The 14,497-nt window shown below is 46.3% G+C and carries 11 protein-coding genes and 1 pseudogene; 7 read left to right on the top strand and 5 right to left on the bottom strand.

All coding sequences use genetic code 11. The features are described from left to right. Positions 1 to 7 precede the first annotated feature (7 nt). Together DXB83_RS12895 and DXB83_RS12890 are read left to right on the top strand one after the other, a co-directional pair. Entirely contained in the window at positions 8 to 1,525 is a 1,518-nt protein-coding gene (locus DXB83_RS12895; protein WP_243108929.1) for a GldG family protein, read from the top strand. Continuing rightward, the gene (locus DXB83_RS12890) at positions 1,525 to 3,111 is read left to right on the top strand and encodes a DUF4340 domain-containing protein (RefSeq protein WP_118697729.1); all 1,587 of its coding nucleotides are present in this window, start codon (positions 1,525 to 1,527) and stop codon (positions 3,109 to 3,111) included. The genes DXB83_RS12895 and DXB83_RS12890 overlap by 1 nt, the downstream gene beginning before the upstream one ends. A gap of 120 nt (positions 3,112 to 3,231) precedes the next feature. Here DXB83_RS12890 and DXB83_RS12885 read toward each other — a convergent pair whose 3' ends face one another. Then, positions 3,232 to 4,194 (bottom strand): alpha/beta fold hydrolase, encoded by a 963-nt coding sequence (locus tag DXB83_RS12885; protein WP_117814430.1) that lies wholly within the window; start codon positions 4,192 to 4,194, stop codon positions 3,232 to 3,234. 2,007 nt (positions 4,195 to 6,201) lie between these two features. Here DXB83_RS12885 and DXB83_RS12875 point away from each other — a divergent pair. From DXB83_RS12875 to DXB83_RS12855, 5 genes are all read left to right on the top strand, one after another. Next, positions 6,202 to 6,972 (top strand): ParA family protein, encoded by a 771-nt coding sequence (locus DXB83_RS12875; RefSeq protein ID WP_022461756.1) that lies wholly within the window; start codon positions 6,202 to 6,204, stop codon positions 6,970 to 6,972. Beyond that, the gene (locus DXB83_RS12870) at positions 6,972 to 7,904 is read left to right on the top strand and encodes a ParB/RepB/Spo0J family partition protein (RefSeq protein WP_118697727.1); all 933 of its coding nucleotides are present in this window, start codon (positions 6,972 to 6,974) and stop codon (positions 7,902 to 7,904) included. The genes DXB83_RS12875 and DXB83_RS12870 overlap by 1 nt, the downstream gene beginning before the upstream one ends. A gap of 11 nt (positions 7,905 to 7,915) precedes the next feature. Continuing rightward, positions 7,916 to 8,431 carry a DUF4446 family protein gene (locus DXB83_RS12865; protein ID WP_055225938.1) on the top strand — a complete coding sequence of 172 codons (516 nt, stop codon included), beginning with the start codon at positions 7,916 to 7,918 and terminating at the stop codon, positions 8,429 to 8,431. A gap of 179 nt (positions 8,432 to 8,610) precedes the next feature. Continuing rightward, on the top strand, positions 8,611 to 9,900 hold the full coding sequence (gene serS, locus DXB83_RS12860; RefSeq protein WP_022461753.1) for a serine--tRNA ligase: 1,290 nt from the start codon (positions 8,611 to 8,613) through the stop codon (positions 9,898 to 9,900). Between the two features lie 39 nt (positions 9,901 to 9,939). Next, positions 9,940 to 10,818 (top strand): DUF3881 family protein, encoded by an 879-nt coding sequence (locus DXB83_RS12855; protein ID WP_055225936.1) that lies wholly within the window; start codon positions 9,940 to 9,942, stop codon positions 10,816 to 10,818. Positions 10,819 to 10,905: 87 nt separating this feature from the next. Here DXB83_RS12855 and udk read toward each other — a convergent pair. The 4 genes and pseudogenes from udk to DXB83_RS12835 form a co-directional block, all read right to left on the bottom strand. Then, a pseudogene (gene udk / locus DXB83_RS12850) lies at positions 10,906 to 11,534 on the bottom strand (uridine kinase). A gap of 13 nt (positions 11,535 to 11,547) precedes the next feature. Next, positions 11,548 to 12,189 (bottom strand): deoxyribose-phosphate aldolase, encoded by a 642-nt coding sequence (gene deoC, locus DXB83_RS12845; protein WP_022461750.1) that lies wholly within the window; start codon positions 12,187 to 12,189, stop codon positions 11,548 to 11,550. A 248-nt stretch (positions 12,190 to 12,437) separates the two neighbouring features. Then, on the bottom strand, positions 12,438 to 13,373 hold the full coding sequence (locus DXB83_RS12840; protein WP_055225933.1) for an ABC transporter permease: 936 nt from the start codon (positions 13,371 to 13,373) through the stop codon (positions 12,438 to 12,440). Further along, positions 13,373 to 14,494, bottom strand: coding sequence for an ABC transporter permease (locus DXB83_RS12835; RefSeq protein WP_022461586.1), 1,122 nt, complete (start codon positions 14,492 to 14,494; stop codon positions 13,373 to 13,375). Before DXB83_RS12835 ends, DXB83_RS12840 begins: the two co-directional genes overlap by 1 nt. Positions 14,495 to 14,497 lie beyond the last annotated feature (3 nt).

Below are 14,497 nucleotides of genomic sequence, written 5' to 3'. Positions count from 1 at the left end.
GGAGACGATGAGCAGCGAAAAGAAAGAAAAGAAACAGCATAAAATGAATTTTAATATTAAAGAAAAGCTGAAAAAGACGTTCTCCAAAGAACATCTGAAGGAAGTGTTTACCGGCGAGGAGCAGAAAAAGCATCTGAAACAGGGCTCTTATTCTTCGATTATGACGGTGATTGTTCTGGCTGTGATTGTGGTTATTAACCTGATTGTGGCGCAGATTCCGACCAGCAAAACACAGATTGACCTGAGTACGCAGAAAATGTACTCCATTACAGATGAGACGAAAACGGCATTAAAGGATCTCGATCAAGACGTTACCCTGTATTATATTGTGCAGAAGGGCAGTGAGGATGACACCATCGAGAAGCTGCTGGAGCACTACGATGAGCTTTCTGACCATATCAAAGTAGAGACAAAAGACCCGGATCTGTATCCGAAATTTACGAGTCAGTATACCGATCAGACGGTAGCTGCAAACAGTGTAATTGTCGTATGCGGCGATAAGAGCAAGGTGGTCAGCAACAGTGATATGTGGGAGACTTCCACAAACTATCAGACCTATCAGACACAGACAACCGGCTTTGACGGCGAGGGTCAGATTACCAGCGCCATCACGTATGTGACGAGTGAAAACAACCCGAAGGTTTACTGGGTAACCGGCCACGGCGAGGCTTCCGAGAGTGATCTCTCTACAAACTTTAGTGATGCCATTAACAAAAACAATGTGGAAATCAGTAATCTTGCCCTGATGACAGACGATATCCCGGAGGATGCCGAGGAGCTTGTGATCATGTCCCCGACCACCGATTTCTCCGAGGATGAGGCAAATAAAGTCATTACCTACCTGGAAAACGGCGGAAAACTTCTGATGTTCACCAGCTATACCGGAACGGATATGCCAAATCTGGATTCCATTCTGGAAAATTACGGCGTGAAACGCTCCAGAGGAATTGTTGTGGAGACCGATTCCCAGCATTATTATCCGCAGATGCCGTATTATCTGCTGCCGAACATTCAGAGTGATGACATTACAACCGAAGTAAAGAGTAATTACATTCTGATGCCGGTTGCACAGGCAATTCAGAAGCTCGATTCTTATCGTGATACCATTACGATCAAGAGCCTTCTGACGACCACCGAGGACGCTTATATTGAAAATGATCCGGAGAACAGCACCTGGTCGAAGAGCGCGGACAGTGAGACGGGCGCATTTGACCTTGGCGTTTCCATCACAGAGACCGTAGATGATAAAGAGACACAGATCATTTATTTCTCGAGTGCATCGATGCTGAGCAGCCAGATTGACCAGGCAATCAGCGGTGCGAACTCAAAGCTGGCAGCGACTGCACTGACCTCCATGTGTGATGTGGAGCAGACCGTTGTTATTCCAAGCAAGAGCACAAGCTATACAAACCTGGTATTTACACAGGGGGCAGTTAACACCTGGTCTATTATTACCATTGCGGGAATTCCGCTGGTACTTGTTGTGATTGGCGTGATGATCTGGATGAAGAGGAGAAAACAGTGATGAAGAAAAAAGGAAAGATGGCGGCCTGCCTGATCCTTTTGGTACTGCTTCTTGCCGTACTGGTGGTGCTGACAAAGAAAAACAGCACCGCCGATGCGGACAGCGGCAGTTCGGATTCTGGTGCAGACGCCGAAAAAGTGGTTGATTTTTCAAAAGATGATGTAACAGCACTTTCGTTCCAGATCAACGGAGAGACGGTGTCCTTTACGAAAACAGCAGGAGACGATGATACCGATATCTGGACATACGATCAGGAGGATGGATTCCCATTGGATGAGGGCAAGATAACGAGCGTTTTAAGCTCTCTTAGCAGCATGACAGCAGAAAGAGTCATTGAAGGCGATGAAATCGATTCTATGGCCGATTTTGGGCTCGAGACGCCGTCTCAGGAGGTTGTAGTGACTGCGGGAGACGAGAAAACGACGATTCATGTCGGAGATAAGAACAGCTCGGGCAGATACTATATTTATCTGAACGATGATACGAGTAAGGTTTATCTGGTAAGCACATCGCTTGGAACGATGTTCCCGTCCGATATGATGGAGTGGGCGACAACGGAATCCATGCCATCTGTGACGGCGGAAAACATTACGAAGCTGCAGGTGGAGGGTGAGAACGGATATACGCTGACAAAAGAAGTAAGCGCTGCTGATTCGGCACTCCAGACGGATGAATGGCAGGTTGTGGACGCAGATGGAGCGGCACATGGCGGTGATGCGGATTCGATCGGCACCATGACAAGTGCAGTGGCATCTCTTAGCTTTGGAGATCTTGTTACGTACAACGCATCGGATCTTTCCCAGTACGGACTGGATCAGCCAAAGACGACGATTCGCGTGCATTACACGGAAGAGCAGGAGGTTGAGGCTGACGATACAACAACGGCAGATACTTCTTCGGATTCCACAACAGATTCTGCATCAAGCGACAGCACTGCAACGAGCTCTTCTTCCGAAACGACAACCGTTACGGTGGAGAAAGATCTGGTATTGTATGTCGGCAATGCAAATGAGGACGGCGGTTCTTACTACGTGAAGCTGGACGGCTCGAATGAAGTTCATCTGATGACGGCTTCGAACGTTGAAACCTTCACCGGAAAGAAGGCATCTGATTTCTGGAACATGTATATCGGCATGGAAAATGTATCGGATCTGACGAGCCTTGATATTACGTATAACGGCGAGACGAAGACGTATGTACGCCATGTGGAAGAGAAAAAGGATGACGACAGCGATTCCACAACACAGGAAATCAGTTACACCTGCGGCGATGAAACGATTGATAAATCAACGTTTACCACATTCTATTCTTCACTCATTGGCTTGAAGGCGCAGACGAAGGATGAGAGCCTCGTACAGGCCAAGGATGCCGAGTTTACCGCTGTCTTCCATATGACAGACGGCGACCTGACATTCGCTTACAGCCCGTATGATTCGAGCTTCTATTACACGGTAGATGAGGACGGAGTTCCGTCTCTTGTGAATAAAAATAACGTGAAGACCATGCTGGAAAATTACGGGAAACTGCTTGAGGCAAAGACGGAAGATGACAGTTCTTCAGACAGCACGTCAGAATCAGCGGAATAAAGAGTCATTAAAATCTGGTTAAAATTGAAAACGGAGGATTTACTGAGAGTGAAAAAATCAGTAAATCCTCCGTTTTTTTTGTCTCATTTTTTCGCTCGAGGCCGGGAGCAGAAGGGGGTATTACTGTACCGGTGCGAAGAAGATCTGGATCTGGTCTAAGAGGGCCTGTGGGGCCTCCATCTGCGGCATGTGCTTTGTTTTTGGCAGGATCTGGGTTTCGATGGAAGTGTTGAGTGCCGTGTACAGCGCAAAGGTTTCTGCGATGCCCGGCTCTTCCTCGCCGCCGATGAGGAAGATGCTGTTGTCAATGTGCTTTAAGGCGTGGCCGATGTTGAGGTTCACGTAATTGCCCGCAAGGCTTGCAAAAAGGTACTTTCCGGCACTGCTCTGGAGGTGGGCTGACTCATAGAAGGCGTCTACGTCCTCCGGCGAGCGGTGGAACGGGTTGTGGTAGTAGCTCTCGGTGAATAAAAGCTCGATGTTGGATCGGCCGGTGAGCGTGTGGTACAGCAGCGTTCCGACGAGCGGGAGCTCGATCATGCGTTTCAGGAAGCGGCTGCGTTTATCCGGGATTTTGTTGAGCTTGGCAAGGTCGGTCGGGTTGATCATCATGATTCGGCCAAAGCATTTCGGGGCTGTATTGCAGGCGGTTACGACGAAAGAACCGGATAAACCGGATGCAATTACGTCGGTTGGACATCCGATGACCTGCTTGATGAAGGTGACGATGAGCTGTACGTATAAAAAGTTCGTGTACGTGATCGCCGGCTTGTCGGAACGGCCGCAGCCGAGAAGATCGAGTGTGTAGACGGTGTGATCCTTTGCGAGAGTATCCTCAATATACTGCCATTCGCGGCCGCTGGAGGCACAATGTAAGTCATGAAGTAAGAGCATCGGGGTTCCGGTGCCTTTTTTTGTGTAAAAAATATCGCCGAACTGCCAGGAAAAGATCTCTTTTTCAGCCGAGGCGAGCAGGTTTTTCCTTACGGCGGCGGTATCGAGCGTTTTATTCAGAAAGTAAATCGCTGCGCCGGACATCGTAGTGAGGACACTCAAGGTGACCAGTTTTTTGCTGTGTTTCATATGATAAAACTCCTTTCAGGGGTCTCCCGGAGGGGAGGAATCGGTTCGAAACGTTGTGTTGAGCTTATTATAAGCGAAAAAAGGGAAAGATACAATGCAAAAATTAAGGGAAAAATGAGAAAAAGAGACGAAAATAAGGCGCAATTTGACGAAAAGCGTAGACAATTCCAGGAGAACTACGTTATGTCAACTACTGGCGAATGGCATATTTAAATGGTTTACATAACTGCAAAAACAGAGAAAAAAATGATGCAATAATACACATAAAAGCATGAAAACGGCACTATGGGATAAAATCCTTCCAGATTGGTAAAAATCCATGAAAAAATGGTCCCAAAATGCGTTTAGTAAATGGTTTGGAAAATCCGAAAAAACGAATGTAAAAGTTCAATTCATACGAAAATATAAAAATATAATTAAATAATTTAATAAAAGAGAGAAAACAGAGACGAAAAACTACGTGAAACACGCGAAAATACAGGAAAAATGTAGAAAAGACGGAGAAAATCAAAAATAGAATAGAAAATACGATTATTTTAAAAATAAGAGAGGTGAAAAATGAGAGTGATTTTCGGAAAGCCGGGAAGCAAATCGCTTCTCACTGATCGCCGAAGACCGAAAATCGTAAAAAACGATGTTTCACGTGAAACATTTTGAGAGACGTGAAACGTGAAAAATGAGACGGGGAAAGTGACATAAGTAGAAACGAAAAAATGAAGGACGATCTAAAAAATGGCAAAAAGAGGGTATAAAACGATGGAAGAGGCGAAAAAGCAAAAAAAGATAAAAATGAGTTGAGAAAAGGCAAAAAACGACTGAAAAGGGGAAAATGTAGTATAGACATGGGCGAAAAGAATAAAAACGGGAGGGAGAGGCAGTGAAAGACAAGAAAATGGTGTGAAATGGCGATGAGGGATAAAAAACGGAGAGAAGGAATAAAAAATGTTGATAAAAGAGAAAAAGTGAGATTGTTTACAAAAAAAAGAGAAAGGTAAGCCAGAAAGATGGAAAAGAGGATAAAAAACGTGGCAGCGAGAGAAAAATATTAAAACCATAAAAACAGAAAAATTATAGTGAAATCAAATAAATCGATAAAAAACAGAAAATGTGCAGCTTGGCCTGTAAAATAAAAAAAATCAAAGAAAAACCGCCCGGAAAGAGAAAAACTGGAGAAAAAATGAAAAAGAGGATGTCTCACGGATTATGCCTCTTACTGATGAAAATAAAGAGAAAAATGCTGAAAATTTGAAAAAAGCGAGGAAGAACGATGAAAAAACAGAGCCCTGGTGAATAAAAATACATTTTATATACAAAAGAGACATTTACGATCACCGAACAACCATAAACAGTTTTGATTCCTAATCTATGTATCAATAATATCCTGATAAGTTGATTTTTTCTTCCTAATCACCTGAGATTTCCTTGAAAAAGAGCATCACACGATTAAAATAACGTTTCCAGTATATTTATACCTCAAAAACGTCAAAAATTAAAATGTTTCACGTGAAACATTTTATAAAAACTGTGTGAAACAGAAAAAAATGTTCTGACATTGCAGAATTACTTGGAAACCATCAAAAAATGCAAAATCATCGCTGAAAAAATTCCAAAAAGCCTTTAAACAGCGTAAAAACCGAGAAAAATTATTGTAAAACAGTGCTTTTCAAAATGTTTCACGTGAAACATCGCCAAAAATCTCCAATTTTCTTATGTTTCACACCGCCTAATCATGCAAAAATGCAGAAAATGTTTCACGTGAAACATTTCCAGTAGTAAAATCCGGCGTAGTATGATAAAATATCTTTGTCCCAAATTGGGGCAATTTTGAGATAGAATCTGAAGAATTCCTCAGATAGACTGGCATAGAAAAGGAGATTTTTCCTATCTATATGCCAAAACACCTGCCGCATGAATCATTTTTTTGAAAGAAGTGCCGGCAGGTCATTTCCTGTAAAAAGGAAAAACTGCAAATGGAAAACAAAAAGATGAAAGGAGGCAATACATATTTTGGGAAGAACAATTGCAATTGCAAACCAGAAAGGCGGCGTAGGTAAATCTACCACCGCAATTAACCTTTCTTCCTGTTTAGGAGAAATGGGACAAAAAGTTCTGACCATTGATATGGACCCGCAGGGAAATACCACCAGCGGAATGGGAGTAGAGAAAAATGAAGTGGAAAATACCATCTATGAGCTGCTTCTTGGAGAGTCAAAACTGGAGGACTGCATCATTCCTCTGAATTTTGATAATCTTTCCCTTATCCCTTCCAATGTCAATCTGGCCGGAGCGGAGATCGAGCTGATCGGGGTGGAAGACAAAGAATTCATCCTGAAAAACGCAATTGATCAGGTCCGCGATCAGTACGACTTCATTATTATTGACTGTCCGCCATCCTTAAATATGCTGACAATCAACGCGATGACCACCGCGGACACCGTTCTGGTGCCGATTCAGTGTGAATATTACGCACTGGAGGGCTTATCCCAGCTTATGCACACGATTGAGCTGGTGCAGGAGCGTCTGAATCCGGAACTGGAGATGGAAGGCGTTGTCTTTACCATGTACGATGCGAGAACGAATCTTTCTCTGCAGGTAGTAGAAAACGTAAAAGACAGCCTGGATCAGAATATCTACAAAACCATTATTCCGAGAAATGTCCGCCTTGCGGAGGCACCGAGCTACGGTATGCCGATCAACTATTACGACAAGCGGTCCACCGGTGCAGAGAGCTACCGTCTCCTGGCAGACGAAGTGATTCACAGGGGGGATGAAGAGTAATGGCAGCGAGAAGAGGAGGATTAGGCAAGGGCCTGGATTCCCTGATTTCACCGGGACATTCGGCCAAAGCAGAAGCAAAAGAGAAACCGGCAAAACCGGAGGTCAAAGTAGTCGAGAAGGTTGTTGAAAAAGTAGTCGAAAAACCAGTTGAGATGAAACTGAAAATCTCCGAAATTGAACCGAACCGCGAACAGCCGCGAAAATCCTTTGACGAGGACGGCCTGATCGAACTTTCGGAATCCATCAAACAGTTCGGAGTTCTGCAGCCGATTCTGGTGCAGAAAAAAGATGATTATTATGAGATCATCGCAGGGGAACGGAGATGGAGGGCTGCAAAGCTTGCCGGAATCAAAGAAGTACCGGTCATCATCAAAGATTTTACCGAGCAGGAAGTTGTCGAGATTTCCCTGATTGAAAATATTCAGAGAGAATCTCTGAACCCGATTGAGGAGGCACACGCATACAAACGCCTGATGGAAGAGTTCCATCTCCGCCAGGATGAAATCGCAGAGCGCGTTTCCAAGAGCAGAACGGCGGTTACAAACTCGATGCGTCTCCTGAAACTGGATGACAGGGTACAGCAGATGGTTGTCGATGAAATGCTGACAACCGGTCATGTGCGTACGCTGCTGGCGCTGGAGAATAAAGAACTCCAGTACAATACGGCAATGAAAATCTTCGATGAAAAGCTCAGTGTCCGTGAGACCGAGCGCCTGGTCAAAGAGATCCTGAATCCGAAGGTGAAGAAAGAAAAGAAAGTCAATCTGGAAGAGGAAGCCATCTACGAAAGTCTGGAAGAGAAAATTAAGAGTATCATTGGTACGAAGGTTTCCATTCACCGCGGGGCAAAGCACAAAGGAAAGATCGAGATCGAGTATTATTCCCAGGAAGAGCTCGAGAGAATCATGGATCTGTTTGAATCAATACAGTAAGAGGTAGAATAATGAGCGATTTATTTAGTAAGGTAGGAATTGACCTTGGCGTTGTTGTACTTCTTCTGATTGTACTGATTATCGTGATGATGATTATGACGGTCAGCATGTCGCTGCGTCTGAGCAGACTGAACCAGAAGTACAGAAGCTTTATGAAGGGAAAAGACGCCCAGTCACTCGAAAAGCTGTTTCATCAGCGGTTCAAGGAAATTGACAAACTGAACAAGCAGAATGAGCTGACGAAAAAAAATCTTGCGGATCTGAAAAAGATCCAGGGCATGACGCTGAACAAATACGGAATCGTAAAATATGATGCGTTTGACGATGTGGGCGGAAAGATGAGTTTTGCGCTGGCAATGCTCGACAAAGAAAACACAGGTTTTATCCTGAATGCAATCCACAGCCGTGACAACTGCTTTTTATATCTGAAAGAGATCGTAAAAGGCGAGTCCTATATCATGCTGAGCACCGAGGAAATCGACGCGCTGCGCCAGGCAATTACGATGAATTCGATCGATCTGATGTAAAAGCGGACCGCAGAAAAACAGCATGAAAGAACGCTTGAAAAAATGCATATACTGTTATATGATGGTACTGGAACGCGCCAAACCCGCATAAATGCTGGAAAAACGGCAGTGGTTCCGGGCTGGAAAGAACAAAAAGAATCCCGCCAAAATGAGGGGATAAGATCTACTAGGAGGAAATTATGTTAGACATTAAGTTTTTAAGAGAAAACCCGGAAGTTGTAAAACAGAATATCCGAAATAAATTCCAGGATCAGAAACTGGAGCTGGTTGATAAAGTCATCGAGCTGGACAAAGAAAACCGTGACATCAAACAGGAAGTAGAAGCACTTCGTGCAAAAAGAAACAAAATCTCCAAACAGATCGGCGCACTGATGGGCCAGGGCAAGAGAGAAGAGGCTGAGGAAGTAAAGAAACAGGTAGCTGTTGACGGTTCCCGCATCGAGGCTCTTTCTGCAAGAGAAAAAGAAGTAGAAGAAGAAATCAAGAAGATCATGATGGTGATCCCGAACATCATCGATCCTTCCGTACCGATCGGAAAAGATGACAGTGAGAACGTAGAAGCAGAGCGCTTCGGCGAGCCGGTTGTACCGGATTTTGAAATCCCGTATCACACCGACATTATGGAGTCCTTCGACGGAATCGATCTGGATGCAGCAAGAGAAGTTGCAGGAAACGGATTCTATTATCTGATGGGCGACATTGCACGCCTCCACTCTGCCATCCTTTCTTATGCAAGAGATTTCATGATCGACCGCGGATTTACCTACTGCGTACCGCCTTTCATGATCCACGGCAACGTCGTAAACGGTGTTATGAGCTTCGCTGAGATGGAGTCCATGATGTACAAAATCGAGGGCGAGGATCTGTACCTGATCGGAACCAGCGAGCACTCCATGATCGGTAAATTCATCGACAGCATCATCCCGGAGGAGAAACTGCCTCTGACCCTGACCAGCTACTCTCCGTGCTTCCGTAAAGAAAAAGGAGCACACGGCATCGAGGAGCGTGGTGTTTATCGTATCCATCAGTTCGAGAAACAGGAGATGGTTGTTGTCTGCAAACCGGAAGACAGCATGATGTGGTATGACAAACTGTGGAAGAACACCGTAGACCTGTTCCGCTCCATGGATATCCCGGTTCGTACTCTGGAGTGCTGCTCCGGTGACCTGGCTGACCTGAAAGTAAAATCTGTCGATGTTGAGGCATGGTCTCCGCGTCAGAAGAAATACTTCGAGGTAGGAAGCTGCTCCAACCTTGGTGATGCACAGGCAAGACGTCTGAAAATCCGTGTCAACGGCGAGGACGGAAAGAAATACCTGGCACATACCCTGAACAACACCGTAGTTGCTCCGCCGCGTATGCTGATCGCATTCCTGGAGAACAACCTGAATGCAGACGGAACCGTAAGCATTCCGGAAGTTCTTCGTATGTACATGGGCGGAAAAGAAAAACTGGTTCCGAAACACTAATCGCATAAGAAATACAAAGGAATGAGAGGAGGTGTTCTTATGCACGCTTACCTGAAAACTATTGGATTTTCAAAGATCAAGACGACGAAGGAACTCCAGGAGATTCTTCGTGATGTAGTAGAAAACTACGACCGTAAAAAGATTGTGGAAACAGAAGAACACCACCTTTTTGCTGAATTTTCGAAAGAATATGCGTATGACTGTGGTATCACGGTCTGTGGGGAAATTGATGAGAACAACCGTTTCCAGATGGAATATTATTATCCCTATTTCGAGGGCGGGCAGATCAGCTCCTACGAGGAGGTATCGGTGGAGCGCCACGTCGATAAGGAATCGTTTGCAGGCGCCTGCGACGATATGCGGCTTGGCATCACGATGATCTTTTATCTGACGCATGCAGCGGAATATCTTGAGATGAAACAGAAAAATGCGCTGCAGCCGCTTCCGCTCCCGCTTTCTGTCTCCGGTCTTGCAGCGGAAGGAACAATTTTGCTTCCGATCCAGAAAGACCCGGAACAGGTCGAGAAGGAGCGCCGCAGCACGCAGCAGAAGAATTCACTGATCTCGGCTGCCAGAAACGGGGATGAGGATGCGATGGAAAGTCTCACCATGGATGATATTGACACATATGCCATGATTTCCCAGCGTCTGACGAAGGAAGATGTCTTTTCTATTGTAGATAGCTTTTTCATGCCAAGCGGTCTCGAATGTGACCAGTACAGCGTGATGGGTGAAATTACGGAGATGAATACAACGAAGAACGCGGTAACGGGCGAGCAGGTGTATGAGCTCGGCCTCGTCTGCAACGATGTGCCGATAGACATCTGTATCAACGAAAAGGATTTATTTGGAGTACCGGAAGTGGGAAGACGTTTCAAAGGCCAGATCTGGCTGCAGGGAATGCTGGAACATCTGTAAGGGAAAAATAAAAAGAGCGAGGACGGAAAAAGAGAAAATTCAGTCCTCGTTCTTTTTTTGCAGATTTTTATAGCGATAAACGGATGTTTACTGGTTCTGCACCAGATTCAGATGCTTACGCACCCGCTCGATCAGCATTTCAAGAGCAACGGTGTTCTGTCCGCCCTCCGGGATGATCACGTCGGCACGGCGCTTGCTCGGCTCTACGAACTGCTCGTGCATCGGTTTTACGGTCGTCAGGTACTGCGTTACAACGCTGTCCAGGGAACGGCCGCGCTCTTTTACATCGCGCAGGATCCGGCGGAGAATCCGCACGTCCGCATCGGTATCGACAAAGACTTTGATGTCCATCAGATCGCAGAGATCCTTCTCAACGAAGAGGAGAATGCCCTCGAGCACGATAACCGGGGCAGGATGGACCAGAATCGTTTTATCCGAGCGGTTATGCATGGCATAATCGTAAACCGGCATCTCGATGGATTTTCCGCTTTCAGCTCGAGAATGTGCTGGCATAACAGGTCGGTATCAAAGGCATCGGGATGATCGTAATTTAATTTGGCACGCTCCTCAAAAGGAATATCGTCATGGCGTTTGTAATAGTTGTCATGGCGCAGAATGCTCACTTCATCGCGTCCAAAACTTTCTACCAGCTTATCTGCCAGTGTCGTTTTTCCACTGCCGGTTCCTCCGGCAATTCCTATCAGTATCGTATCCATAAGAAACTCCTTTTTATCCGATGATAGCCAGTGTTGCGCTTGTTCCGAGACGGCTTGCGCCGGCATCTACCATAGCCTGTGCCTCGTCTGCGTTGTGGATTCCGCCGGAAGCTTTTACGCCCATATCCGGGCCTACGGTCTTTCTCATCAGGGCAACATCAGCCGCTTTTGCACCGCCGGTAGAAAATCCGGTGGAGGTTTTTACGAAGTCAGCGCCGGCTTCTTTTGCGAGCTCGCACGCTTTTACTTTCTCTTCATCGGTTAAAAGGCAGGTCTCGATGATGACTTTCAGAACGATGTCCTTGCCGCATACTTCTTTTAAGGTCTGGATATCGGAGCGTACGAAGTCGTATTTGCCGTCTTTGAGGGCTCCGACGTTGATGACCATATCAACCTCCTGTGCACCGTCTTCGATGGCCGCACGGGTCTCAAACGCTTTTACACGGGTATCGGACATGCCCAGAGGGAAGCCGACAACGGTGCAGACTTTGACGTCAGATCCTTTGAGCTTTTCAGCAACGAATTTGGTGTAGTACTGGTTGACGCAGACAGAAGCAAAATCATGTGCAAGTGCCTCGTCGCAGATCTTTGCAACCTGTGCTTCGGTTGCGTCTGCTTTTAAGATAGTGTGGTCAAATAATTTGGTGTTCAGCATAATTTTTTCCTTTCTTTGATGAAAAATAAATTAGAATGATAGAGAAAAGGCAGAGCCGAAAAAACACAGTTCGGATTTAACGGCTCTGCCTTTAAAAATTGTAACTATTCAGAGCCACATCTCGATTCCGCTGCGCTGCATCTCGATGTGGCTGCTCGCCATATGAAATTCCAGAAAAAACCGCTCATTCATGCAAGCATGATTCGCAATTTTTTCTTCCATTTCACATGGCTCTGAATAGTTACATATTATCTTGCGCCCTTATCGTATGGAATACCTTCGGCTTTCGGAGCCTGGGAATTCTTGGATGTGAAGGCGAGAATAATCATGGATGCGATAAACGGCATCATGTTGTAAATGTTCTTGGACAGTCCCAGATGGGAGAGGACGGTGGAGTCCGCAATGTTTGCCAGGGAACGGAATACCGCAAAGAATACGGCTGCTCCGGCAATGTGGAACGGTTTCCACTGACCGAAGATCATAACAGCGAGGGCAAGGAATCCGGCACCGGCTACGCCGACTTCGAAGTTCCAGGTGGTAACGGACGGAACGATGTAGGCAAATCCGCCGATACCGCCGAGTGCACCGGAGATGATAACACCGGTGTATCTCCACTGGTATACGTTGATACCAACAGAGTCGGCTGCCTGTGGATGCTCACCGCAGGCACGCAGGCGCAGTCCCCATTTCGTTTTGAAGAGGAACACGTAGCTGCAGATCAGAAGGATGATGCCGATGAACAGGAAGATGTTCACGGTAAATGGTCCGATCTTGTAAATGAAAGCGGCGTTGGTGTAGTTCAGCTTTGCGGAAGCTGCACCGTTTCCGGCATCCGAGCCGTTGTTGAATGCTTTTACCAGGACGATGGCAATGGCAGTAGCCAGCATGTTCAGCGCGGTTCCGCCGATCGTCTGGTCTGCTTTCAGTGTGATGGCGGAGAAGCCAAGCAGCAGAGAGTAGATCATACCGGATACGGCGCTCGCCAGAATGGAAAGTGCCACAAGTGCAGGAGCCGGGAGGTCCGGGAACAGAACCAGGACGAAGACACCGGCAAGGCCGCCGATCGCCATGATTCCTTCCAGCGCGATGTTGATGACACCGCTTCGTTCGGAGAACATACCGCCCATCGCAACGAGCATCAGAACAACGGCGTACAGTAAGGTAAATTTAATTAAAAGGAACATTATTTCTTCTCCTCCTTTCCGTTGTCTGCATTGGCATTTGCTTTCTGCTCTTTTTTGCTCTTGAACAGGTTTGCAACGATGCCCTTGAACAGGGTAACGAATGCGCAAAGGTAAATGATAACGGCAACGATCAGGTCCGCGATCTCCGGCTGATAATATTTCGTAGGCAGGTAAGCACCGCCGACCGAAATATGAGCAACGAAGAGAGCAGCGAAGATAACGCCGATCGGGTTGCTAAGTGCAAGAAGCGCAACCGGGATACCATTAAATCCGATGGCCGGGAGTGCTGTCGATACCTGCGGGTTCCACTCGGATGCACCGGAGAGGAAGTAGAGGCCTGCACCGATTCCGGCAAGCGCACCTGCGATGGTCATGGAGAGAACAACGTTTCTCTTCTCATTGATGCCGGCGTATTTGGCAGCATCCTTATTGAACCCGCAGGCTTTCAGCTCATAGCCGAAGGTTGTTTTGTTCAGAACGATGTAGATGATGACCGCAATGGCAATCGCAATGAAAATCGCAATCGTTGTGGAACTGGTACGGAAAATGGAGTTCATGCCGCAGTCCGGAATCAGGGATTTCGGAGAAGCGGAGCTTAATTTGTAAGTACGTGTGGTCTTCTGATCATACATGCCCGGGATGGTGTTGTACATCAGCTCATTGACAAGATAAAGACCAATCCAGTTGAACATGATGGAAGTAATAACTTCATTTACGTTGAAGTATGCTTTGAAGATACCAGGAACTGCTCCCCAGATGGCTCCGCAGACCATAGCAGCCAGAAGGCATACATACCATGGCATGTGGAGGATGATGGCAAAATACAGGGCGCCGAAGACACCGACGGTGTACTGTCCGGCAGCACCGATGTTGAACAGACCTGTTTTAAAAGCAAATGCAACCGAAAGTCCGGTCATAATCAGGGGAGCGGACTGAGCGATTTCACTTCCGATTCCTTTCGGCTTTAAGTAAAAGCCGCCTTTGATGATTCGTGTAAATCCATCCACTGCGTTCTCCGCGTTGATGCAGTATAAAATGATAAATCCCACAAGAAGACCGATCACAATACATACAAGAGAAGCGACAATGGACAGAAGAGCGTTTTTCGTTTTTTCGTTCATGCT

The organism is Blautia sp. OM06-15AC, from assembly GCF_003481425.1.
Lineage (GTDB): Bacteria > Bacillota > Clostridia > Lachnospirales > Lachnospiraceae > Fusicatenibacter > Fusicatenibacter saccharivorans.
This window is presented reverse-complemented; position numbering and strand designations above follow the sequence as displayed.

Coding starts and splice junctions, on each gene's coding strand:
- deoC (WP_022461750.1), bottom strand. CDS start 12,189: ATGCTGAACACCAAATTATTTGACCACACTATCTTAAAAGCAGACGCA.
- DXB83_RS12865 (WP_055225938.1), top strand. CDS start 7,916: ATGAGCGATTTATTTAGTAAGGTAGGAATTGACCTTGGCGTTGTTGTA.
- serS (WP_022461753.1), top strand. CDS start 8,611: ATGTTAGACATTAAGTTTTTAAGAGAAAACCCGGAAGTTGTAAAACAG.
- DXB83_RS12895 (WP_243108929.1), top strand. CDS start 8: ATGAGCAGCGAAAAGAAAGAAAAGAAACAGCATAAAATGAATTTTAAT.
- DXB83_RS12890 (WP_118697729.1), top strand. CDS start 1,525: ATGAAGAAAAAAGGAAAGATGGCGGCCTGCCTGATCCTTTTGGTACTG.
- DXB83_RS12835 (WP_022461586.1), bottom strand. CDS start 14,494: ATGAACGAAAAAACGAAAAACGCTCTTCTGTCCATTGTCGCTTCTCTT.
- DXB83_RS12885 (WP_117814430.1), bottom strand. CDS start 4,194: ATGAAACACAGCAAAAAACTGGTCACCTTGAGTGTCCTCACTACGATG.
- DXB83_RS12855 (WP_055225936.1), top strand. CDS start 9,940: ATGCACGCTTACCTGAAAACTATTGGATTTTCAAAGATCAAGACGACG.
- DXB83_RS12840 (WP_055225933.1), bottom strand. CDS start 13,373: ATGTTCCTTTTAATTAAATTTACCTTACTGTACGCCGTTGTTCTGATG.
- DXB83_RS12870 (WP_118697727.1), top strand. CDS start 6,972: ATGGCAGCGAGAAGAGGAGGATTAGGCAAGGGCCTGGATTCCCTGATT.